Raw genomic sequence first — 22,288 nt, forward strand, 5'->3', positions numbered from 1 at the left:
TGTATCATTATGTACAAAAATAACATTGTTTTATTCTCCTCGTGCAACATGGTGAAAGGGTTTCTGTAATTGTACTATGAAGCGACCAGCAATGATTTTCCGCAATCGTGCGAATGATTAGCGCTCATTTTTTAGTCTTTTCTTCATTGTTCTTTTTAATTTAATGGGGGGTAACGAAAAAAGCCCGATTTCTTAATATAGAAATCGGGCTTTTTAATATAGGAATTCATGATCATTTTTGTAGTTCTGTGATATTTTTCTTCCTTTAATCATTGATAAAAAAGAAAAACTGTGGTAATTTTATATAGTTATACACTATTTAAGGATTTTTGTATGAATTATCCCTATTTTAATTATACTTCATAAAATCCTTTTCAGTCAACCCCTATTTTTATTTTTTTAAGGAGTGTTTGATGTACAGCACAGGAGCTAGAACGAGCGGACCCTGCAATTGGTCGATCAGATTAACATTTTTTCTTGGTATGGAGCGATAAATGGGAGGGAAAGAAATGAAACCATATGTACTGGAGTTTCGGGAAATCGATAAAACGCAGCTTTTGCTTGCAGGAGGAAAAGGGGCGAATTTAGGGGAATTATCGAAAATTCAAGGAATACAAGTGCCAGAAGGATTTTGTGTTACAACGGAAGGTTATCAAAAAGCCCTCGAACAAAACGGAGGCTTCTACGAATTGGTGGATCAACTAACACGGCTGAAAGTAGAGGATCGAGATCAAATTTCCGAAATCAGCAGGAAGATTCGGAAAATCATCATGGAAGCAGATATTCCTTCCGATGTAGTGAAGGCTGTTGCTCACTGCCTCTCCAAGTTTGGTGATGAACATGCTTATGCAGTGCGTTCTAGTGCGACTGCTGAGGATTTGCCACATGCCTCTTTTGCGGGTCAGCAAGACACCTATTTAAATATCATCGGCAAAGAAGCAATCATGCAGCATATCAGCAAATGCTGGGCTTCCCTGTTTACGGATCGTGCGGTAATCTACCGTATGCAACATGGATTTGACCACAGTCACGTTTATTTATCCGTTATCGTCCAAAGGATGGTTTTCCCGCAGGCTTCAGGGATTTTATTTACCGCTGATCCGATTACTTCTAACCGAAAGCTGCTATCGATCGATGCCAGTTTTGGACTTGGAGAAGCACTGGTCTCTGGCTTGGTATCTGCGGATTGTTATAAAGTTCAGGAAGATGAAATCATCGATAAGATGATAGCGACCAAAAAATTGGCTATCCATGGACTAAAAGAAGGCGGAACGGAGACCCGGCAGATCGATCCCGAGCAGCAAAAGACTCAAACGCTTACTGAACAACAAATTTTACAACTGGCACGCACAGGGAGGCAGATCGAAGCTTATTTTGGCTGTCCGCAAGATATCGAATGGTGTTTGGCTGATGATACATTTTATATTGTCCAGAGTCGGCCGATCACTACTTTATACCCGATTCCTGAAGCGAATGATCAAGAAAATCACGTTTACGTATCTGTCGGCCATCAACAAATGATGACCGATGCCATGAAACCGCTGGGATTGTCTTTTTTCCTGTTAACGACTAATGCACCCATGCGTAAAGCTGGGGGAAGGTTGTTTGTTGATGTCACACATATGCTGGCTTCACCTGACAGCGGGAAAATGCTATTAGATGGCATGGGACAACACGATCCGCTCATGAAAGACGCACTCATGACCATTATAGAGCGAGGAGATTTCATAAAATTTTTACCAAATGATAAGAAAGAACAGAGTTCCGGTAAAAGCAATAAAAATGTGTCGTCTGCGGGTTCTAGGGCACAAATCGAAAATGACCCGACCATCGTTTCTGATTTGATCAAGGGCAGTCAAACATCGATAGAAGAGTTAAAACAAAACATCCAAACGAAATCAGGATCGGAATTATTTGATTTCATTCTGGAAGATATCCAGATATTGAAGAAGATTTTATTTGACCCACAAAGTTCAGCCGTGTTCATGGCTGCTATGGATGCTTCATCATGGATCAATGAAAATATGAACGAATGGTTAGATGAAAAAAACGCTGCAGATACGCTTTCACAGTCTGTACCAAACAATATTACTTCGGAAATGGGTCTGGCGCTATTGGAGCTCGCAGATGTGATTAGGCCTTATCCTGAAGTCATTGATTATTTACAACATGTAAAAGATGATACCTTTTTGGATGAACTGGTTAAGTATGATGGTGGACAGGAAACCCAAGACGCTATCTATGATTATCTCCGCAAATACGGAATGCGATGTACCGGGGAAATCGATATTACTAAAACTCGTTGGAGCGAAAAACCAACCACACTCATCCCTATGATTCTCAGTAATATCAAAAACTTTGAACCTAATGCCAGCAATCGGAAATTTGAGCAAGGGCGACAGGAAGCTTTGGAAAAAGAACAAGAGTTATTAGATCGATTGAAGCAATTACCGGATGGTGAACAAAAAGCCAAAGAAACAAAACGAATGATCAGCCTAATCCGGAATTTCATCGGTTATCGGGAATATCCAAAATACGGCATGGTTAATCGCTACTTCGTTTATAAGCAGGCTTTGATGAAAGAAGCCGAACAGCTCGTACAAACGAAAGTCATTCATGAAAAAGAAGATATATACTACCTCACTTTTGAAGAACTTCACGAAGTCATACGCACCGATAAATTGGATTACCAGATCATCAGCAAACGAAAAGAAGAGTACAAATTATATGAAAAACTAACTCCGCCACGTGTTATCACGTCTGATGGTGAAATCATTGCAGGGGAGTATAAACGAGAAAATCTCCCAGCCGAAGCTATTGCAGGTCTACCCGTTTCTTCCGGAGTTATCGAGGGACGTGCGCGTGTCATCTTAAATATGGAAGATGCTGATCTAGAAGAGGGAGATATATTGGTCACCCCCTTTACCGACCCTAGCTGGACACCATTGTTTGTATCCATAAAAGGTTTAGTTACCGAGGTTGGCGGACTGATGACCCATGGAGCAGTTATCGCACGTGAATATGGCTTACCGGCGGTTGTCGGGGTTGAAAATGCCACCAAGATCATAAGAGACGGGCAACGGATCCGCGTGCATGGAACAGAAGGGTATATCGAAATGATATAATTCATTACATTTAAATAAGAAGACCATTCGCTTTCACGTAGTACCCAAAGCCCCATATCCCGCTTGCAACAACGGGATATGGGGCTTTTTTATAGTGGGATTTTAATAACGTCGTAAATGAGCGGTTATCCATTCAAGTGATGCTATTTCATTCGGTTGGCGGGGAATCATTCCGAGAAAAATTGTTTCCATGTACTCACGACAGCCTCTGGTATTGGGCCCTATTAACTCGTTATAATACCCTATTTCCTTAGTATTCCAACTGTAGTATCTTTGTTTCACAGAATACATAAATAGGAACAGTCCACATAAACAACCCCTTCATAGGAGGCAATACAAATGGGTGAAGAATCAATACTAATCGTGGAAGACGAAGAAAAAATCTTGAGACTGCTTGAATTGGAGCTTGAAATCGAAGGCTACCAAATCGGAAAGGCAATGGACGGAAATGAAGCCCTTGAAGCGTATCGATCAGGAAAATGGGATTTAATCTTATTGGATGTGATGCTTCCGGGCATAAGCGGGATCGAGCTGCTTCGGAAAATTCGCATGAAAAACAATTCCACACCAGTCATCCTGTTAACTGCAAAAGGCTCGGTTGAAGATAAAGTTTCCGGTCTTGATCTCGGCGCGAATGACTACATCACTAAACCTTTCCAAATTGAGGAATTGCTTGCCCGAATTCGTGCAGTGTTAAGAATGCGGACCGCTGTAACTTCACTGGAAGATGAAGACGATGGATGGCTCAATACCGCTGATTTAATGGTGAATGTCAAAACACGCGAAGTCATTAGAGGTGAAAGTCAAATTGACCTAACGCCCAAAGAGTATGATTTACTTCTTTATTTACTGAAGAATAAGCGTCAAGTGCTGAACCGGGATCAAATTCTGGAAGCGGTTTGGGGGTATGATTTCTATGGAGAAACAAACGTGGTGGATGTATATATCCGGTATGTACGCAAAAAACTCGAATATGGCTTTGATACGCCGCTTATCCATACTGTAAGAGGCGTTGGCTACGTCATGAAGGATGCAAAATGAGAATTCGGAAGAAAATAAATTTATATACAGCGGTGTTATTCATTTTCCTCCTCCTATTAATGAATGTTTCGATTTATTTTGTATTCAGTCATCTGATGATGGTGAATGAACTCAATCGTGCGAAGGCGGAGACAAAGAAAATTGCCTTTGATGTTAGTAAAAATGTTAATGATATTACACCAAATGATTTACTTCGGGCCTATCTGCCTATAGATGGCATGATCGGTATTGTAAACGGAGGACAACGAAAAGGAACGGTCGTTACATCTGATTCTGAAAAACAATTAAGCAATCGAGATAGCAGCTTTTATCAGGGTGAGGAGAGCGCGATCATCACTTATCATCAGAAAAAGTATGTATTCGTTTCAAACCCGATCGTTTGGGGGGATGGAAGTGTAGTCAATCTGCAAATCACCAAAAGCATGACGGCAACCGAAGAAATGCTCGCCGTCCTGCGCATCGTATTAATCGCTGTAACGGTCATTGCCATGATACCCGTTCTGATTTCAAGCACCATTCTTAGTAACTTCATCGCCCGACCGATTCGATCGATGATTGATACGATGAAGGAGATTCAAACAAGCGGCCAATTTAAGCGGCTGGGCCTAGAGGAAAAATCAAAAGATGAACTTGTGGAAATGGGGAAAACCTTTAATCACATGATCGATTTGCTGCAAGCCAACTTCGAAAAACAGGAGCAATTCGTATCGAATGCTTCACATGAATTAAAAACACCGCTCACTGTCATCGAAAGCTATGCAAGTCTTTTGAAGAGAAAAGGGTTGGAGCGCCCTGATTTATTTGCTGAATCCATAGAGGCCATCCATTCTGAAGCCATAAGAATGAGAGAGATGACAGAGGAGATGCTCCTGCTTGCAAAGCATCAGGAAAAATGGAATATAGAGAAAGAAACCATCATTCTGAACGACATCATTGCAGAGTTAGCGAAAGTGTATAAAAATGCGTACAATCGAACAGTGGAAATTTATAGCGGCGATGCAATTAAAGCAATAACGGACATTCAAAAATTAAAACAGCTTTTGTTCATTTTTTTAGACAATGCAAGAAAGTATAGTGACGAGCATATCTCAGTCTACATAGGGCAAACAAGTGATGAAGCATATATCCGCATCGAAGACAGAGGGGATGGAATTCCAAAGGCTGAATTGCCAAAAGTGTTCGATCGCTTTTATCGTGTAGATAAAGCAAGAAGCCGAAAGCAAGGCGGATCAGGATTGGGGCTTTCCATGGCAAAGGAAATTGCTGATGCCATCGATGTCCGGATTGAAATGGATAGTCTCGAAGGCAGGGGAACGAGCGTCACTCTTTTATTTAGTTAAGTCTTTAAATAGTGAATTCTTATATAGTTATCATTTCATCAAGATGAATAAAGTCAGAAGGACGTTGGATGGGGGATACGATGAAGAGTGGAAAAATGCTGATAACAGCTGGATCAACTCTCGTTTTCGTTCTGTTATTATTCGTCGGATTTCAATGGTGGGCTCCATCATTATCCGCGGAAAGCTTGACGAAAGAAGAAGTGAACCAGACTGCACAGGAAAAATACCCTGGAACCATTTTAAAGACAACGAAAAGTGAAGGTGAAGAATATCGGATTGAAATGCAGCTTGAAACCGGGGTGTATCAAATCAGGATGGATGCGAAAAACGGTGAAGTTCGTTCTTTAAAAAAAGAATCCATTGTTCATGCAGCTGAAGAGACGGAAAACATCCCGCAAAAGCAACTGACCCAAAAAGAAATAATGGCACGTATTTCCTCACAAGGTGATCTGGAACAAATTGATTTTGTGCAGGAGAAGGACAATCCCTTTTATAAAGCAGTGGTAAATAAGAATGACGAAAAAATCACATTAATACTCGACCCATATACTGGGGCTATTGTTGACTCGAAAATGGTGGCAGATAGTATCATTTCAGAAAAGGAAGCAATTACGATTGCTGAAAAACATGTAAAAGGGACAGGTGATGATACAGAATTTTATCAGCCCCCAGATCAGGCACCTTATTATTTGATCGAAGTTGAATTAGAGGATGATCGAGACGCAGTCGTCCAAGTTGACGGCTACACAAAAGAAGTAAAAACAATCACATGGGAAGATGATGAAGAGAATGATAATGATGGCCCTGAAAACTAATGGGTGATAAGGGTATATGAATCTAGTAAATGGAATAAATCATAAAAAAAGGGTGATGCCTAATAATGGGCATCACCCTTTTTGGCTGCGGTGAGTAAGAAAAATGCAAAAGAAAAGAGAAGAAAATGTAATAATTCTCACTAATTTCTAATCATTCTATCATTTAACTCTAATTAACTATCTCTAACATGGAATAAAGCACCAAATGATAAACAGAGTCAAATAAGTTGGTTGAAGGCGTCTGGATAATTGTACATAGAACATTTCCGGCATATTCCAACGAGAAAGGAGAATAAGTAATGTCAGTTATTTCTAGCATTCTGGATTACAACAAAATGTTTGTCGACCAAAACAAATATAAAGAGTTTCAAACGACAAAGTATCCGGATAAAAAGATCGTCATCATAACGTGCATGGATACCCGTCTATTGGAATTGCTTCCAAAGGCGATGGGTTTAAGGAATGGAGATGCGAAAATCATTAAAAACGCTGGAGCTATTGTTTCCCATCCTTTTGGCAGCATTATGCGCAGTATTCTTGTCGCTATTTATGAGCTGAAAGTGGAGGAAGTATGTGTGATCGGACATCACGGATGCGGTATGGTGGGACTTCAATCCTCCTCACTTCTTGATGCCGCAAAGCAGAAGAAAGTGAGTCAGGAGCATATTGATGTCCTTACAAACTCAGGTATCGATTTATCAAAGTGGCTGTCAGGTTTTCAATGTGTTGAGGAGAGTGTAACGAATAGTGTCCGTTTGATCGAAAGTCATCCGTTATTACCGGATTCCATTGCCGTTCACGGTATGGTCATCGATCCTGAAACGGGAAAATTGGATCGAATCATAGATGGATATAGCAACATTGTCAGCAAGGACGAAATACATATAAAAGAAGGAGCGGTAAAATGAAGGGATCTAGCAGGCTTGAAGGATATAACTTAGGCCATTTTCAGAAAGACCTGGTTGCCGGTGTGGTAGTTGGGATTGTAGCGATTCCTTTAGCGATGGCTTTTGCCATTGCATCTGGGGTAAGACCGGAGTACGGACTGTACACATCCATTATTGCGGGAATCATGGTCTCCCTTTTTGGAGGATCCAAATACCAAATTGCAGGCCCGACTGGAGCCTTTGTCCCGGTCTTGTTAGGTGTGGTCATGCAGTACGGATATGAAAAACTGTTAATCGCCGGTTTCCTGGCAGGCATCATGATCTTTCTTATGGGTGTTTTCAAATTGGGAAGATTCATCAAGTTTATACCCCGTCCAGTTACCATCGGCTTTACCGCTGGAATTGCCGTGATCATCTTCTCTGGGCAGATTGCCAATTTCTTTGGACTCAGTAACTTAAAAAAAGAAGAAGTCTTCCTTTTAAATATGAAAGAAATCATATTGAACTTCCATACAGTGAATGTCTATAGTGTACTGGTTGCTGTCATTAGTTTAACTCTCGTCATACTGACTCCTAAATACGTACCGAAAATCCCTGGAGCATTGCTGGGATTGATTGTATCAACCCTAGCAGCCAGCTTATTCTTTCCAGGTCAGGTAGCGACCATCGGCTCGGCCTATGGCGCCATTCCTAATGCATTGCCCCATTTTCAGTTTCCCCAAATCACTGGCGGCCTAGTGATTGAACTCCTTCCGGCTGCTTTAGTCATTGCCATGCTTGGAGGAATTGAATCACTATTATCAGCCGTAGTGGCAGACGGCATGACCAACAGTAAACATAACAGCAATAAAGAGCTGATGGGGCAAGGCTTGACCAATATGATTACGCCTTTATTTGGCGGCATTCCAGCTACAGGTGCCATCGCGCGTACCGCAACGAATATTAAAAACGGTGCAGTTTCCCCTATATCAGGTGTGGTTCATGGGCTGGTGGTATTGCTCGTGTTGGTCTCGCTGGCCCCTTATGCTTCGGCGATCCCATTGGCCAGCATGGCCCCCATTCTCATGTTTGTCGCATGGAACATGAGCGAAAGAAAGGAATTTTCGCATATCTTAAAAGCAAAAACGATGGACTCGATCGTATTGATCGTTACCTTCATGTTAACCGTATTGATTGACTTGACAACAGGTGTCGGGATCGGATTGCTATTAGCGATTCTATCTTTCGTTAAACTGATGAGCGGTACATTGAAATTATCGAAGGTATTACCAGATCCAGCTGATAAACTAGTGAAACCAGAAATGGTGCAGCAAGGTTCAAGCTGTCCGCAGATTAACATATATACGATAGAAGGACCATTATTCTTTGGTTCGATCGAAAGGCTGCAAGAGGAAATCGAAGAAATAATGCGTTCAAAACCTAAAGTCCTCCTATTAAGAATGAGCAATGTGCCATTTATCGATACATCGGGAGAAGCCCTTCTCACCGAAATCGTGAAGCAATTCAAGTCTCATCATCTACAAGTGTTGATTTCCGGGATTCAACAGGAACCAAAAGAAATGCTGAAAAAAACGGGATTCATTAAACTGGTAGGTGAAGAACAATTCTTTTCCAGTACGGGTGATGCCATTAATGAAGCTTTATCCAAACTGGACGAGAACCGTTGTAAAGGATGTAAACAGTTCTCTTTTGCTGAATGTACCGCACTTTCTCAGCAAGTCCAAAAGCCTGCGTTATTAAAACAGAAAAGAAAACGGGAGATTGGTTTAACATGACTTCTGTCAGGAAGATGAGGCATCTGCTTTTGGCAGATGCTCTTTTTCTTTGATATAAAGCCTGCCTATAACCCATGGTTCATCAGATCCTTTAAGACAAAGCAAAACGCATGCCCAAGAATTTTGAGCATGCGTGAACGATTATTCTTTAATGATAGCCAACTCTTTCAGGGCATCAAGTGTAATCGTTTTGGCTTTGCTTCCGCTGCCATCCAAGTTGGTGGCGAAGGCCCATTTGCCTTTGGCCGTTTCGATGTACCCTATATACCAGCCCAATCCCATATCAGAAAGGCGTGTACCGGTTTTTCCATGGAGGACATATGAGTCCGCTTCTTCATTGATCATGATTCTCTTTACGGTTCTCATATGCTGTTTATCGATAGGCAGTTTTTCCTCTACAAGGTTTTCGATGAATTGGACTTGTTCCAGGGCAGAAATCTTTATGCTGCTGTCGAGCCAGAACTGATCGATCCCGCCGGAGATATCACGATTGCCGTAATTGAGCAGGTTCACATATTGCTGCATGTTTCCCGCCCCGATATCGCGGGCCATTGCTTGATAATACCAGATCACGGAATGCCTCATGGCTGAAGCGAGCGTATGATCTCTGTTCCAATCTGCAAATTCCCTGATTACCCCATCCCAGCGCTTCACTTCATATTCATCGCTCACCGCTTTTGTCTGTAAGCCAATTAATGCATTCGCCACTTTAAATGTCGATTCTGGAGTGTAGCGTACTTTACTTCTCTGTTTATTATAGATATATACTTTATCATTTTTTAAGTTTTGGAGTACCATCGTGCCTTCCGCACCATCGAAAGACTCCGCGATATGCAGTTCTTTCACCTTTTGATCGTTTGCACTTGCATGAATCGTACTCATGGACCCAGTGACTAGCAGGACAAGAATGAAACATAACGTTTTGATTTTCATTACACACTCTCCTTTAAGGCATGGATTGATCAATCATCGGAAATTTCCATAAAATAGGTTGATAGCTAAAGTATACCTATTCCCGATAAAAAACAAAACCTTATTCTTGGATTCTATCTAGATAGTATCGAGCAAGGAGGAATGCGGCGGGCAGCTAATGAATATATAATGCAATCGAAAGAATGGAGGAATCTATCATGGAGGTTAACCAAAGAAAAATAAATAGGAATGAAAAAGAAATTACATACACATATATTGAAAACGGAAGTCCTGCCGTTTGTTTTATGTTTTCAGGTGCGGGGTACACGTATGATAAGCCGTTATTCTATTATTCGACGATGATCATGCTTCAAAATCAGTATGATGTCGTGCATATTCATTACGCTTACGACCAGGATATATTCAAGCATCCATTGGTGGATATCACAAAAGTGATCGTTAATGATATCAATCCCGTCATAATGGAAGTACTTCAAAACCATGAATATCATGGAACCGTGTTTCTAGGTAAATCACTCGGCACCATACCCATCATCAACGGAATTATGAAAAGTGATCGGTTTATGAAAGCCAAAATGATTTTGCTTACGCCGCTATTGAAGTTCGATTCGATTTTTGATGGGCTATTGAGCAGCAATCATTCAGCACATATAGTTATAGGGGATAAAGACCATCATTATATTCCAGGTAAAATTCAAGCAATTGAAAATAAGACGAACATAAGCATGGATAAAATCCCGCATGCAAATCATTCATTGGATATTGAACCATTGAACACTTCAAGGTCGATTGCCATGCTGGAAGGTGTAATGAATAGAATGGAAGAGTTTATAAAGGGATCGGACAACCGCGATTAAACGATAGGGGGAAGGCAAGGGAAAACAACAAAAGCTATGTGGGGGTCAGCGGTCTTTTAGATAGAATTTCGGTGTGTGAAAATTCAATATTTGAATAAGCTGGTCGCCCATATACGCAGGTGATTGTTCGAAATCATTGTCAATCCATTCTATTATCAATCCAATGATGCCATGGATCCGGTATGTGCTAAATAAGTCAATATCAATATTCGGATTTACCTCAGTCGAGTATTTATAGTCTTCCCTGAATAATTCAGCTAATTTGTTTGTCATTTTTTCACGGAAGTTATAGGCAGTTCCTGGGTTTAACATCACTTTATAAAATCTTTTGTTTTCTAAGAAATGATGAAATAATACAATTGATTTTGATGGTAAGTTATTGAATTCGACGACTGATAAACCGCGATAAGGTTTACGGTAAGCCTCATTCAATTTTTCGAACATCTCCCCGATTATTTCATCTAATAAATCTTCCTTTTGATCGTAATGGGAGTAGAATGTTCCTCGATTATAATTCGCCATATTCACGATTTCAGTAATGGTAATATTATGGAAGTTTTTTTCTTCCATCAAAGATAATAAAGCCGCTTTAAAGCTCTCTTTTGTTCTTCTTACTCGTCTATCTGGATGCTGAATGGACATGGAATACCCCTTCCGAATTTTTAATGAACAAAAAAGATGAATCTGTCGGGTATCGTACATTTCTTATAGTATTGCATATTGAAGCCCTTTCATAAACATTTTATACTTTAATTGTTTCATGATATCTCAATGTCGAGATAGTTTCTAATTTGGATAAAGTCCATGATAAAGGGAAGGTTAGGTGCGATAAATCACCTGAATCCCGGTTTGGATGAAAGTACACGCTACTCTAAGATACGGAAAGGAAGAGTGATTGGAATGACATTTCCAGTATTACAAGATAAGGTGGCAATCGTAACAGGAGCCGCAATGGGCATGGGTCTTGAAACGGCTAAACTATTTGCAGAAGCAGGTGCCAAAGTGGTGGTAGCTGACCTTAACGAAGAAAAAGGTAAGCAGGCAGTTTCGGAAATTGAGGCCAACGGCGGAATCGCATTTTTCCAAAAGGTCGATATTTCCAAAACGGAACAGGTACAAGCACTAGTCGATGCAACTGTTGCGAAATATGGAAGGCTGGATGTTGCGGTCAATAATGCAGCCCTGACACCCGATGACAAACCAGTAGCCGAGTTTGATGAAGATTATTGGGACAAGCTCATGGCAATAGATCTTAAAGGAACAGCACTATGCTTGAAATATGAACTGCAACAGATGATTAAGCAAGGCAACGGTGGATCGATCATCAATATTTCATCCGTCAGCGGCTTCCGTCCTCAGCCGGATAATGTGGCCTATGTCGCGGCAAAGCACGGAGTTGTCGGAATGACGAAAGTTGCTGCACTAGAAAATGGAGACAAAAACATCCGTGTTAACTCCGTGGCCCCTGGTGCCATTGATACTCCGATGTTGCGTGGAGCATTGGAACAGTTTGGTTTCACCGAAGAAGAATACGCGCCGCAGCTTAGCCTGTTGAACCGGTTCGGGCAAGGAAGGGAAGTCGCACAGGCTAGCTTATGGTTAGCTTCAGACCAATCCTCTTATGTAACGGGCACAACCTTGCACGTCGATGCAGGTTACACGAGCCGTTAATGACAAAAAATCCAAAACCCCTGAATTCACTCGAATTCGGGGGTTTTGTCATTCACATGCAATATGTCCATCTAAGCAGCCGGCTCGTTAATTATGACACTTCCAGCTTTTATTGATTAGTATCCAAGGCGATAGCCCGGGTTCCGTTTGGAGCACGTTCCTTAAGGGTAACGGAACATGATAGTGGTGGGGGGAAATGTTATAATAAAGGTATTGTAGTTGGTTTTATGAAAGGAGAAATCATGGAAGGAACCAATACATTTCATTCAATTGATGAATACATTATACAATTTCCCGAAGAAGTTCAGGAGAGACTGCTAACATTAAGAAAAGTCATAAAGGATGCAGCACCGGATGCAGAAGAAAAGATAAGCTATCAAATGCCTACCTTTGTTTTATATGGAAACCTGGTACATTTCGCTGCCTATAAAAAACATATAGGTTTTTATCCAACTCCAAGCGCCATCACTGCTTTTGAAGCTGCATTATCTGAATATAAATGTTCAAAGGGTGCCGTCCAGTTTCCGCTGAACAAGCCAATTCCTTATGAATTAATAACCGATATGGTTATATTTAGAGTGGAAGAAAACAAAAAGAAGAAAGCGGAAGGGAAATGGAATAAGAAAAAATAACAGAAACTATTATCGGAATTCACTAAATATTTAACATTTAGATTCAAGACGATAGAGAAGGGTGGAAACAATATGTTCAAAAAATTATTCAGTAAAAAAGAAAGTGTGGAAAAGCTGCTTGCTCCTATTAATGGACAAGTAATAAATATTGAAGATGTTCCGGATCCGGTGTTTTCCGGTAAAATGATGGGGGACGGAATAGCGATTCTTCCTGAGGAGGGCTTGGTCGTATCTCCAATAGATGCTGAAGTCATCCAGGTTTTTCATACCAAACATGCTCTAGGCCTCCGTACAAAGCATGGCATTGAATTGTTGATTCATATTGGATTGGAAACAGTTAACCTTAATGGTGAGGGATTTGAAGCCCATGTCACAGAAGGTCAACATGTAAAAGCAGGAGACAAGCTTGTAACATTTGATATCGATTTTATAAAATCCAAAGCCCCAAGCATCGTAACTCCGATTGTTATCACGAATGGCGAGCTAGTTGAAAAACTGGAAAAAACGAATAGTACTCAAGCGAATAGTAAGGAAACGGAGATTATGAGTATTTATTTGAAGTAAAAGAAATGCTGTTTATTGAAGTTTAATGCCTCTAGTATAGTAGAAAAACAGTCCTTGCTGGCGAATGCCGGCAAGGACTGTTTTTACTTTGGCTTCACTTAGAACGGGTGAACGATTCCAATTGATTTAAGATCGTTAATTAACTGGTTAATATTTTGGCTTGGACCGCTATCATATAGGGCATTTCTGAATGTTAAGTACTTAGTTCCCTTTTCTATTATTTTATTTACTAGCAAATTTTCAGGGAATCTTAGTGTGGATTTAATTGGAGTATCACTCCATTCCTTGCTTGCGAAACCATGGTGCCATGTAAATGATATGGCTGGATTTTTTTCCAATAGCTTTTTCATTTGCCACTCCATAGAGCGTTCGGAAAAACCGCTGTTGCCAATACCGGTATTTAAACAATCATACATTGTCTGTAAAATGGAAAACCAAATACCATCCACATCATCCCAATCATAAAAGCTCGAGAGAAATTGATCTTGATAAGATATAATGACCGTGCCAAATAAGGAAGTTCCTTTTGAAGTAAATAACTGCTGGTTCCCCACCTGCTTAGCACTTGAGTGATGGATTGGGATAAAATCCCCGTTAGCTAATAAATGTTTATTAACCATGGCATCATAACTGCTTTTTGATATATATGTTTGAATGGTAACCATCTATGAACCACCTATCCCATACGGTAAAGTTGTCGTTTCCCATCTGTTTTTGAACTGTGTGCATTTGTAAAACGAGGAGTGCTCTTACTTGCATAATAGGTGATGCTTCGAGCGGTTGGTTAGCTATCGGAGGACGAAATGATTGGGCTGAATCCCGGTAAAGAAATGTTCCGGATATTTCACGTTTTCATACAGTTTTTCATATGCTTACCCCCTTGAAAGTATGTAATTTTAGTAAAACATGGAACAATATCGTTTTCATTTCAAAAAAGAAAATGTGTGTTTTAGTTTTGAAACCATCTCGTATAATATGCAAAAGGCGGCAGTCTGAAGAAGCAACAAGGGAAGAGGCAAATACATTTGAAAGTTTACAAGGTACACTCCCGGAATGTTTTAAAATCGATTCATCCTGCTTAATATTTGAGATAATCATTTGTTCCTCATGGCTAAGGTTGTATCCATTACAAAGTGATTGCAATGACTGCTGCAAGCAGGATAATCGAAAAATGCAGCGAATAATAGGTGAGTGAACAAATAAATCAAGCGAGGGTGAATGGGATGGGAGTTCAAGCAGAAAAGATTTTTGTAAACTTGCCTATTAAAGATTTGGATGCCTCAGTAGAATTTTTCACAAAGGTCGGCTTTGAATTTAACGAGCAAATGACCAATGAAAATGCAACATGCATGGTTATCAGCGAGTCCATATATGTCATGTTATTGGTGGAAGAGTACTTTAAAACGTTTACCAAGAAGGAAATCCCGGATCCTGCAGCTAGTACGGAAGCCATCGTCGCCCTGTCCGTTAAAAGTAAGGAAGAAGTCGATGAGATCGTGAATAGGGCACTGGATGCTGGCGGAAAGCCTTTCAATGAAGCCATTGATCATGGCTTCATGTATGGTTGGAGTTTCCTTGATATCGACGGACATTCTTGGGAAGTATTTTACATGGACGAAAGCGGATTCAATCAAAATTAAATCAAATGCAAGGCACAATCCTTCGTGAAGGACTGTGTCTTGCATTTGAAGTGTTAAGTAAGTGATCTTATCTGGAGCTCATTCGTAACAATACAGGGCTAATGTCTTTCCACTCATAAACCAATAGATTCAATTCAGCGCCAGCCATTTTGATTTTTTCGGTTTTAAGCAATTCAGCACCAAATGCCTCATAAAAGTATCGGGATTTATTATCTTCAAGCACCTCAACGAAAATATTCTTAAATCCCAGTTCCTTGAATTTAAAAAATAATTCTTTGATGAGTTTCTTGCCTATCCCCATTCTTTGAAAATTTTCGAGGATATATATCGCAGTTAAATCACCCGAATCCTCAACTTTATTTTTTTCCCTTTTCCCGCCACTTATAAATCCTACTATTTTTCCCTCGTTATTTTCAGCAACATAAACATGATTTTCATCACTGGATATATTCTTTTTCCACAATTCTTTCCTTTGCCCATAGGACAGATTATCTAAAAGATCACCTGGCATTATATCTTTATAAGTGGTTCTCCAGCAATCCACATGGACTATTGCTATTCCTTCGGCATCAGTCATCGTTGCCTCTCTTATTAGCATATTGATTCCTCCTTTTTTAAGTTTGCTATACTTCTAATCATTTTTTACTAATATTATCCATATTGCAACTGGCGTGCCTGAGATAGTCCGAGACTTTTTAACAATGATCATTTATTGTAAATGATTTTCTATATATCTAATTACGGAAATAAACCTTTCGAATTCGTCGATATATTCCTAATTTCGGAGATAAACCATTGGAATTCGTCGATATATTCCTAATTTCGAAGATAAACCATTGGAATTCGTCGATATATCTAATTTCGGAAATAACCTGTAAGTTTCGTTGATTATTTCTGGATTCTGAAAAAAAGAGATAAACCTTTAAAATGATATTGAAGATTGCTGAATACTTTGATAGAATAAAATAAATGAAAAAGACTATGTGCAACTGGCGAAACACGGATAACCGTGAGGGAACACATAGTGTCGTAGCCGTTCGCCTGGGCAGAGGTAAGGGATTTTATCCCTTGCCTCTTTCTGTATATTAATAGATAGTGAAGGTTTAAAGTATGCAGATTTTCATGGGCTTAAAAATCTTGTCAGTATTTTGAAATTTCAAAACTATCATAATCAAAAGAGGAGCAAACAAAATGAGCACATTACTTTTAGAAAAAGTCAAAACGATCAAAGCGTTAAATAACATTGCCGAAAGCGGGCTGAATGTATTCAATAAAGGCGATTTTAAGGTCGACAACGACAGTGAAAACCCTGATGCAATCGTTCTTCGCAGCTTTAACATGCATACTATGGAATTCGGCGATCAGTTAAAGGCAATCGCAAGGGCAGGGGCTGGAGTCAATAATATTCCGGTCGATAAATGCACTGAGCAAGGAATTGTCGTTTTCAATACACCTGGTGCTAACGCTAACGCAGTAAAAGAAATGGTGCTGACGTCATTAATGGCTTCATCTCGTAACCTTTTTGCCGGTGTGGCCTGGACAAAGGGGCTTGAAGGCGAAGGAGAACAAATTCCAAAGCTTGTTGAAGCAGGAAAGAAACAATTCGTTGGTAAAGAAATCAAGGGGAAAACTCTTGGCGTAATCGGTTTAGGTGCGATCGGTGCACTTGTAGCGAATGATGCCCTGGATTTGGACATGGATGTCATTGGGTTTGACCCGTTCATCTCTGTTGATACAGCTTGGAACTTGTCCCGCAATGTACAGCGCGCCATGACGATTGAAGAATTGTTTGCAGAATCTGATTACATTACAGTACATGTTCCATTAACGGACGACACAAGAGGAATGTTTAACCAAGAAACATTCAGCATCATGAAGCCGGGCGTACATATCTTGAATTTCTCTCGCGGCGAGCTAGTGAATGAAGATGATATGCAAGCTGCACTTGAAAGTGGAAAAGTAGGCAAGTTCATCACTGACTTCCCGAATGAAAACGTGTTGAAAATGAATAATGTCATTCCAATTCCGCATCTTGGTGCCTCTACGCTTGAATCAGAGGAAAACTGTGCCATCATGGCAGCTCGTCAGTTGAAGAACTTTTTAGAAACAGGGAACATCAAGAACTCTGTGAATTTCCCAAATACTTCCCTTCCTTATACAGGAAACCGTCGTGTGGCAACTTTCCACGAAAACGTTCCGAACATGGTTGGGCAGATCACACAGGCTGTATCAAGCTTCAATTTGAACATCGCCGACATGGTTAACAGAAGCCGTGGGGGATATGCATATACGATCATCGACATTGACGGTGAAGTAAACGGCGATATCATTCCTGGCCTGGAAGAAAAAATCAAACAAATCGAAGGCATCGTTACAACTCGTATTATCTAATTTGAACAGGAAGATTTTCTTGCTCAAATAATAAGTGAAAGCCCCAATTCCTTTAAGGAGTCGGGGCTTTTTTTAGGCCTTGTTAAAGAACTTATCCTGGCAGTTCAATATATTCAGTTGAGGTCAAAACTTCTTCCATCACGAATGCTAAGCATCGAAATTCTCCAATAAAAAATCCGTTATGGTTTCACATCCGGATTTTCTTCATAATGTACAAACAACATCAAGTAGATTGCGAACAGAAGATGCAAATAAAGTGGAATATTCCTATCGTTTTGAACAACAACAAATATGTAAATTCCATATAGCAAAATTGGAATGGTTAAAAGGATTCTGAGCTTAGTCATAGGTCATCCTCCCAGTTATCCTCGGATAATAATACATCAAGCATTTGAGCCACTTGAAAATCATTTTCTGCTAGTGCGTTCATTAAACTTGCACAACTATTTTCCTTAAGATCATCTGCTGGTTTCATAGTTTCATCCTCCGTTTTTACTGAATATTCTGTCTCTTCTGTTATTACAATAGTATGAAGGACAGGGAAAATGATGTCAATCTATATTCCATTTGTACTCTTTTTGAGTTGATGGTTCAAAAGTTGTCTGCCAAACTGTCTATCTCATATATATTGATCAGCTTAGCGAGATGGGCAAAATGGTACATTTCTGAAATGACAAGGAGTCACTTGCTGCGAACCTGAATCAATGTAATCCCTATATGCCCCAGCCATCCTGTCAGTTCAATAAAGCTTTTGGTAAATGCCATAGTAAAGAATCGTCCCAATGAGATCCAGAGACGATTCCTTATGTTAAACACCATTTCTACATAGAATGGATTACCCTCCCCCAAAATTCTGATGAAGGATATTCGATGTTAAAAAAGCTCCAACAGGAGGTAATTGCTCGGTATAGAAGCTGCCGCCAGCAGGAAATTGATTCAATGGTATATCAGTGGTGGCAATCCAAGACCCAGACTCACCTGCTTGCAGAGAGGGAGGCTTCATAAGGAAACGTCCTTGGAGAATAAAATGCCGAATCCTAATCTGGTTATCATCAAGGATGGTTAAATGGCCAGAAAATGTGGCATAAGGTGAATCAAATGAGATTTGTTTAGTGCTTTCATTCCAAAATCCATTAATAGGTATAGGTGTACCTCGAAAATTAACCGTACCAATTACCCTGTTATCCGTAATAGAGCTAATGGCAAGTGTACCAAAAATGATCGTTCTGCCAGCTATTGAAGAGTGGATACCCCACAATGATGGGAATGGAAAGCTAACCGAAGCAGTACCCTGTGAAGTTACCAATGCTATGCCCTCCCTTAAAGGTTGTTTATGTTCCGAGGAAGCTTCCTTGTTTAAAGGAACAATCCAGTATATGCAGCACGGGCAGAATAATCCAATAAACAAAGGTGAACTATTACATCCCTGCCTGAAAAAGGATTGAACGGGCCGCAAGGAATGGAATGAAGGGAAATGAGGTGAATACGGCGAAAGTAATCTATAGAAATGCGTTGAAGCTAGGAGGAGCATCGAAATCTCTATGAACGGATATTGAACCGATGTTGAAGGCAAACGCATGAAGAAAAGCAGCGCGTAAAAAAACTTTAAAGGAGTGACGAATATGCATAATAATGATTGTTCCAAAAAGTGTCAGTGTTTCATCGTACCTAACTATATTCTTGAGAATTTGGCACAAAATGAAGTGGAAGAAGCACGGATCAGTTTAGCGAAAAGCCGTCAAATGCGCAGGCGCAGAATCTTTAAAGAATATGATATTGACGGTGTTGTCGCTTTAACGGATGCAGGATCTGAACGACAAGGTGAATCCGCCCGACATGTTTACGATTGTAAAGGGGGAACAAAACTCCGGCAGAATGAGGCAAGGAAAGAAGGAGATCGATCAAGTGCAGACCCTGTTGTTAACGCTGCATACGATTATAGCGGTGTTGTGCGTGACTATTTCAAGAATGTCTTGCACCGTAATTCAATTGATAACAAAGGCCTTGATCTCATTCTGAACGTTCATTATGGGAATAAATTCACGAATGCCTATTGGGACGGAGATGAAATGGTATTCGGTGACGGAGATGGGGTCATCTTTAGCAATTTTGCCAATTCGCTCGATGTAATTGGACACGAACTGACACATGGGGTTACGCAGTTCACAAGCGGATTGGAGTATGTAGGTCAGTCCGGGGCTTTGAATGAACATCTTTCAGATGTGTTTGGAGTTGCCATAAAACAATTTCACTTAAAGCAATCGGCAGCGGATGCCGATTGGCTAATCGGTGCTGATATAATGGGACCAACACTGAAAGGGCAGGCACTCCGTTCGATGAAGGCTCCAGGTACTGCATTTGACAATAAGTTAATGGGGAAAGATATTCAGCCTGATCATATGAAGAACTTCTATAAAGGAGAACGCGATAATCATGGTGTCCATATCAATAGCGGCATCCCAAACAAGGCCTTTTATCTAGTATCCATGGAAATCGGAACGGACAAGGCGGCTTTGATCTGGTTCAATGCGATGCAGAATTTATTTGCAACGGCAAACTTCAATCAATTCGTGCAAATTGTCAGCAAAGCGGCACAAAAACTTGTTGATAGCGGAGAAGTGCCTGAAACAGCCATAGGAACAATCGAAAATGCTTTTAAAGCGGTTGGATTGCCAGAGTAGTCATATTCCATGAATAGGAGGACTCATCTAACATGCATATCAAATTTAGCTGCACAGGGGGGTTTGCCAACCTCGACTTGAATTGCCAGATAGATACAGATGAATTGCCAAAAGAGCAAAATGAAGAATTGCAGAACTTAATGATGACAGCTGATCTTCCTAATGCTGCCGAAAGCAAAAAAGTAAAAGCGCAAGGGTTCGACTCGTTTTCATACCAACTGGATATAGCCGATGAAAAGAAGAAGCAGTCTTTCTCTTTTACTGACATAACAGCTCCAGAGGAAGTGCGGCCCTTATTGGATTATTTACGGAATTTAGCGATGGAAAAAAAGATGGCAGAATAACCACATCAAAAAAAGTCTATCATCATGATAGACTTTTTTTTTTGCGTCTTAAACCTTCACAAAAATGTCATTTTATTTCACTTTTGTATGAATTTTGGCTGTTTGTTCTCTAAATGGACACAAAATAACAAGGAAATAGCGATCTGAGCAGCAGATTTTAAAAGAAAATTCGAGATTTTTTATAGAGTGAGCCAATTAAACAGGCAATGCGGCCACAAAAGGGACGAAATTTGAAAAAGGTAAAACCAGATGGATTTTACAAAAAATACACAAAATAGGATAATAGTCGCATGGAGGTGAATGACATATCAAGAAATGATAGTGACGATAGGCGGAAATAAAAACCCCTAGGTGAGGACGTCCTGGAAGACATCACCTAAGGGCTTGCGAGCAGGAGTATACCTGCCTCTATATCCAGTATACTCCAAAAAAAATGAATAGGGAAATGGGGAGTGAACGGAACGATGATACGTAAAAACTATTTATTGAATATGGAAACGGTAGGGATGATGGAGCATTACGATTCCAATGGTGTGGAGATGACCACGGTAGTGGAAGGAGAGAACACATTCCAAGTAGCCCAACCGCGACAGGAAATCCTGAATAACACGCTGAACCACTTTGGCCTGGATCTGGATGGGGGACTTGCCGCAGCCAAATCCGTGCTTGGCGGTAAATACAGACTGCCGGTCTGCATAAACGCCCAGCTGGGAATGGTTTGGTTCTCCTCCCGATCATTCCGGAAAAGGGGAGGGATCTGGTTTTCCTATATCCACATTCGTGACTTAGAGGAAATGAACGAAAAAGAAACATTGGTCCACACAAACTACGGACATTGCCTTCCTGTAAACTTAAGCAAAAATCAGCTCGCCTTCAAGAGGGACCAAGCATCCTATCTGCAAACGACTTTCCATGAACGCTCATTAGGCAAAAAGACCTTTTATTACGAACCGGGAAGCGGAATCACCTTTTGCAAAGAACCTGGGGAGGTCCATTACAGGGTGAAAGGGAAGGGATAATTATATCGAGGAAGACCGCCGAACTGGCGGTCTTTTCTTAGGAGTAGATCAAGTGAGAGCGGGATTTATTTGCGAAAACTCTAAATATGGAAATATAGTGATTGTAAAAAATGAAATGATACATTATGATTAGATAAAAGTTAATTTTTAGGAAAGGGAGTACATATTTTGAAACGATTATTTGCTATTTTACTATCTTTTGGACTAGTTTTGGGTCTCTCGTTTGGCGCGAATGATGTTGCCGGTGCCAAAACAAAGGTGAGGACGTATAAAAACTGTACAGCATTGAATAAAGACTACAAAGGAGGCGTGGCTCGTACATCTTCCGTTAAAAATAAAGGCGGAAAAACGAAATACAAACCTTACGTTTCAAAGGCGCTATATGATGCAAATAAAAAAAGCGATCGTGACAAAGACTTGATCGCTTGTGAAAAATAAGGATTATTCTAAGAGACCTGTTAAAAGAAGGTCTCTTTTTATTTAGATTGCTGCTTTACATAATTAGTTGTGGTAAAGTAATGCCCCACTCTTGATCCTGGTAGCAAATGGTGGAGCAGCCTCCGTACCTTCTAT

General features: G+C 40.3%; 23 protein-coding genes and 1 riboswitch. Of the genes, 16 read left to right on the forward strand and 7 right to left on the reverse strand.

Annotated features, from left to right (window positions below; translation table 11 throughout):
- The first annotated feature begins 509 nt into the window (after positions 1 to 509).
- The 6 genes from ppsA to ACQKNS_RS10200 all read left to right on the forward strand — a co-directional run bounded on the left by ppsA (position 510) and on the right by ACQKNS_RS10200 (position 8,983).
- Positions 510 to 3,125 carry a phosphoenolpyruvate synthase gene (gene ppsA / locus ACQKNS_RS10175; RefSeq protein ID WP_427642577.1) on the forward strand — a complete coding sequence of 872 codons (2,616 nt, stop codon included), beginning with the start codon at positions 510 to 512 and terminating at the stop codon, positions 3,123 to 3,125.
- A 339-nt stretch (positions 3,126 to 3,464) separates the two neighbouring features.
- Positions 3,465 to 4,166 carry a response regulator transcription factor gene (locus ACQKNS_RS10180; RefSeq protein WP_427642579.1) on the forward strand — a complete coding sequence of 234 codons (702 nt, stop codon included), beginning with the start codon at positions 3,465 to 3,467 and terminating at the stop codon, positions 4,164 to 4,166.
- The gene (locus tag ACQKNS_RS10185) at positions 4,163 to 5,506 is read left to right on the forward strand and encodes an ATP-binding protein (RefSeq protein ID WP_427642581.1); all 1,344 of its coding nucleotides are present in this window, start codon (positions 4,163 to 4,165) and stop codon (positions 5,504 to 5,506) included. The genes ACQKNS_RS10180 and ACQKNS_RS10185 overlap by 4 nt, the downstream gene beginning before the upstream one ends.
- A gap of 80 nt (positions 5,507 to 5,586) precedes the next feature.
- On the forward strand, positions 5,587 to 6,321 hold the full coding sequence (locus ACQKNS_RS10190) for a PepSY domain-containing protein (protein ID WP_427642582.1): 735 nt from the start codon (positions 5,587 to 5,589) through the stop codon (positions 6,319 to 6,321).
- A gap of 299 nt (positions 6,322 to 6,620) precedes the next feature.
- Entirely contained in the window at positions 6,621 to 7,229 is a 609-nt protein-coding gene (locus tag ACQKNS_RS10195; protein ID WP_427642584.1) for a beta-class carbonic anhydrase, read from the forward strand.
- Positions 7,226 to 8,983: a SulP family inorganic anion transporter gene (locus tag ACQKNS_RS10200; protein ID WP_427642586.1), complete on the forward strand. Its 1,758-nt coding sequence runs from the start codon at positions 7,226 to 7,228 to the stop codon at positions 8,981 to 8,983. Before ACQKNS_RS10195 ends, ACQKNS_RS10200 begins: the two co-directional genes overlap by 4 nt.
- A 141-nt stretch (positions 8,984 to 9,124) precedes the next feature.
- Here the strand turns inward: ACQKNS_RS10200 and blaOXA are convergent, their stop codons facing one another.
- Complete coding sequence (gene blaOXA, locus ACQKNS_RS10205) at positions 9,125 to 9,916, reverse strand: class D beta-lactamase (RefSeq protein ID WP_427642587.1); 792 nt, start codon at positions 9,914 to 9,916, stop codon at positions 9,125 to 9,127.
- 197 nt (positions 9,917 to 10,113) lie between these two features.
- Between blaOXA and ACQKNS_RS10210 the strand changes: the two genes are divergently transcribed.
- Positions 10,114 to 10,773, forward strand: a complete 660-nt coding sequence (locus ACQKNS_RS10210) for an alpha/beta hydrolase (RefSeq protein WP_427642588.1) — start codon at positions 10,114 to 10,116, stop codon at positions 10,771 to 10,773.
- Positions 10,774 to 10,818: 45 nt separating this feature from the next.
- Here ACQKNS_RS10210 and ACQKNS_RS10215 read toward each other — a convergent pair whose 3' ends face one another.
- Positions 10,819 to 11,415, reverse strand: a complete 597-nt coding sequence (locus tag ACQKNS_RS10215) for a TetR/AcrR family transcriptional regulator (RefSeq protein WP_427642590.1) — start codon at positions 11,413 to 11,415, stop codon at positions 10,819 to 10,821.
- Positions 11,416 to 11,673: 258 nt separating this feature from the next.
- Between ACQKNS_RS10215 and ACQKNS_RS10220 the strand changes: the two genes are divergently transcribed.
- The 3 genes from ACQKNS_RS10220 (at position 11,674) to ACQKNS_RS10230 (ending at position 13,640) form a co-directional block, all read left to right on the forward strand.
- Positions 11,674 to 12,444, forward strand: coding sequence for an SDR family NAD(P)-dependent oxidoreductase (locus ACQKNS_RS10220; protein WP_427642591.1), 771 nt, complete (start codon positions 11,674 to 11,676; stop codon positions 12,442 to 12,444).
- A 242-nt stretch (positions 12,445 to 12,686) separates the two neighbouring features.
- Positions 12,687 to 13,076, forward strand: coding sequence for an iron chaperone (locus ACQKNS_RS10225; protein ID WP_427642592.1), 390 nt, complete (start codon positions 12,687 to 12,689; stop codon positions 13,074 to 13,076).
- Between the two features lie 72 nt (positions 13,077 to 13,148).
- Positions 13,149 to 13,640 carry a PTS sugar transporter subunit IIA gene (locus ACQKNS_RS10230; RefSeq protein ID WP_427642594.1) on the forward strand — a complete coding sequence of 164 codons (492 nt, stop codon included), beginning with the start codon at positions 13,149 to 13,151 and terminating at the stop codon, positions 13,638 to 13,640.
- Positions 13,641 to 13,738: 98 nt separating this feature from the next.
- Here the strand turns inward: ACQKNS_RS10230 and ACQKNS_RS10235 are convergent, their stop codons facing one another.
- Positions 13,739 to 14,305: a hypothetical protein gene (locus ACQKNS_RS10235; protein WP_427642595.1), complete on the reverse strand. Its 567-nt coding sequence runs from the start codon at positions 14,303 to 14,305 to the stop codon at positions 13,739 to 13,741.
- A 558-nt stretch (positions 14,306 to 14,863) separates the two neighbouring features.
- Here ACQKNS_RS10235 and ACQKNS_RS10240 point away from each other — a divergent pair.
- Positions 14,864 to 15,280, forward strand: coding sequence for a VOC family protein (locus ACQKNS_RS10240; protein WP_427642597.1), 417 nt, complete (start codon positions 14,864 to 14,866; stop codon positions 15,278 to 15,280).
- A gap of 67 nt (positions 15,281 to 15,347) precedes the next feature.
- Here ACQKNS_RS10240 and ACQKNS_RS10245 read toward each other — a convergent pair whose 3' ends face one another.
- Entirely contained in the window at positions 15,348 to 15,878 is a 531-nt protein-coding gene (locus ACQKNS_RS10245; protein ID WP_427642598.1) for an N-acetyltransferase family protein, read from the reverse strand.
- 377 nt (positions 15,879 to 16,255) lie between these two features.
- Positions 16,256 to 16,334, forward strand: a riboswitch (ZMP/ZTP riboswitch).
- A 137-nt stretch (positions 16,335 to 16,471) separates the two neighbouring features.
- On the opposite strand from ACQKNS_RS10245, the gene ACQKNS_RS10250 reads away from it, so the two are divergent.
- Positions 16,472 to 17,671, forward strand: coding sequence for a phosphoglycerate dehydrogenase (locus tag ACQKNS_RS10250; RefSeq protein WP_427642600.1), 1,200 nt, complete (start codon positions 16,472 to 16,474; stop codon positions 17,669 to 17,671).
- Between the two features lie 179 nt (positions 17,672 to 17,850).
- On the opposite strand, the gene ACQKNS_RS10255 is transcribed toward ACQKNS_RS10250, so the two are convergent.
- From ACQKNS_RS10255 to ACQKNS_RS10265, 3 genes are all read right to left on the reverse strand, one after another.
- The gene (locus ACQKNS_RS10255) at positions 17,851 to 18,018 is read right to left on the reverse strand and encodes a hypothetical protein (RefSeq protein WP_427642602.1); all 168 of its coding nucleotides are present in this window, start codon (positions 18,016 to 18,018) and stop codon (positions 17,851 to 17,853) included.
- Positions 18,015 to 18,146, reverse strand: a complete 132-nt coding sequence (locus tag ACQKNS_RS10260; protein ID WP_427642604.1) for a hypothetical protein — start codon at positions 18,144 to 18,146, stop codon at positions 18,015 to 18,017. The genes ACQKNS_RS10255 and ACQKNS_RS10260 overlap by 4 nt, the downstream gene beginning before the upstream one ends.
- A gap of 360 nt (positions 18,147 to 18,506) precedes the next feature.
- Positions 18,507 to 18,977, reverse strand: coding sequence for a hypothetical protein (locus tag ACQKNS_RS10265; RefSeq protein WP_427642605.1), 471 nt, complete (start codon positions 18,975 to 18,977; stop codon positions 18,507 to 18,509).
- Between the two features lie 316 nt (positions 18,978 to 19,293).
- Between ACQKNS_RS10265 and ACQKNS_RS10270 the strand changes: the two genes are divergently transcribed.
- The 4 genes from ACQKNS_RS10270 (at position 19,294) to ACQKNS_RS10285 (ending at position 22,153) form a co-directional block, all read left to right on the forward strand.
- The gene (locus ACQKNS_RS10270; RefSeq protein WP_427642607.1) at positions 19,294 to 20,352 is read left to right on the forward strand and encodes a M4 family metallopeptidase; all 1,059 of its coding nucleotides are present in this window, start codon (positions 19,294 to 19,296) and stop codon (positions 20,350 to 20,352) included.
- Positions 20,353 to 20,384: 32 nt separating this feature from the next.
- Complete coding sequence (locus tag ACQKNS_RS10275; protein ID WP_427642609.1) at positions 20,385 to 20,696, forward strand: protealysin inhibitor emfourin; 312 nt, start codon at positions 20,385 to 20,387, stop codon at positions 20,694 to 20,696.
- A 464-nt stretch (positions 20,697 to 21,160) separates the two neighbouring features.
- The gene (locus ACQKNS_RS10280; RefSeq protein ID WP_427642611.1) at positions 21,161 to 21,715 is read left to right on the forward strand and encodes a competence protein ComK; all 555 of its coding nucleotides are present in this window, start codon (positions 21,161 to 21,163) and stop codon (positions 21,713 to 21,715) included.
- 168 nt (positions 21,716 to 21,883) lie between these two features.
- On the forward strand, positions 21,884 to 22,153 hold the full coding sequence (locus ACQKNS_RS10285; RefSeq protein ID WP_427642612.1) for an excalibur calcium-binding domain-containing protein: 270 nt from the start codon (positions 21,884 to 21,886) through the stop codon (positions 22,151 to 22,153).
- Positions 22,154 to 22,288 lie beyond the last annotated feature (135 nt).

It is taken from the genome of Peribacillus sp. NPDC094092, from assembly GCF_050279365.1.
Classification (GTDB): Bacteria; Bacillota; Bacilli; order Bacillales; family DSM-1321; genus Peribacillus.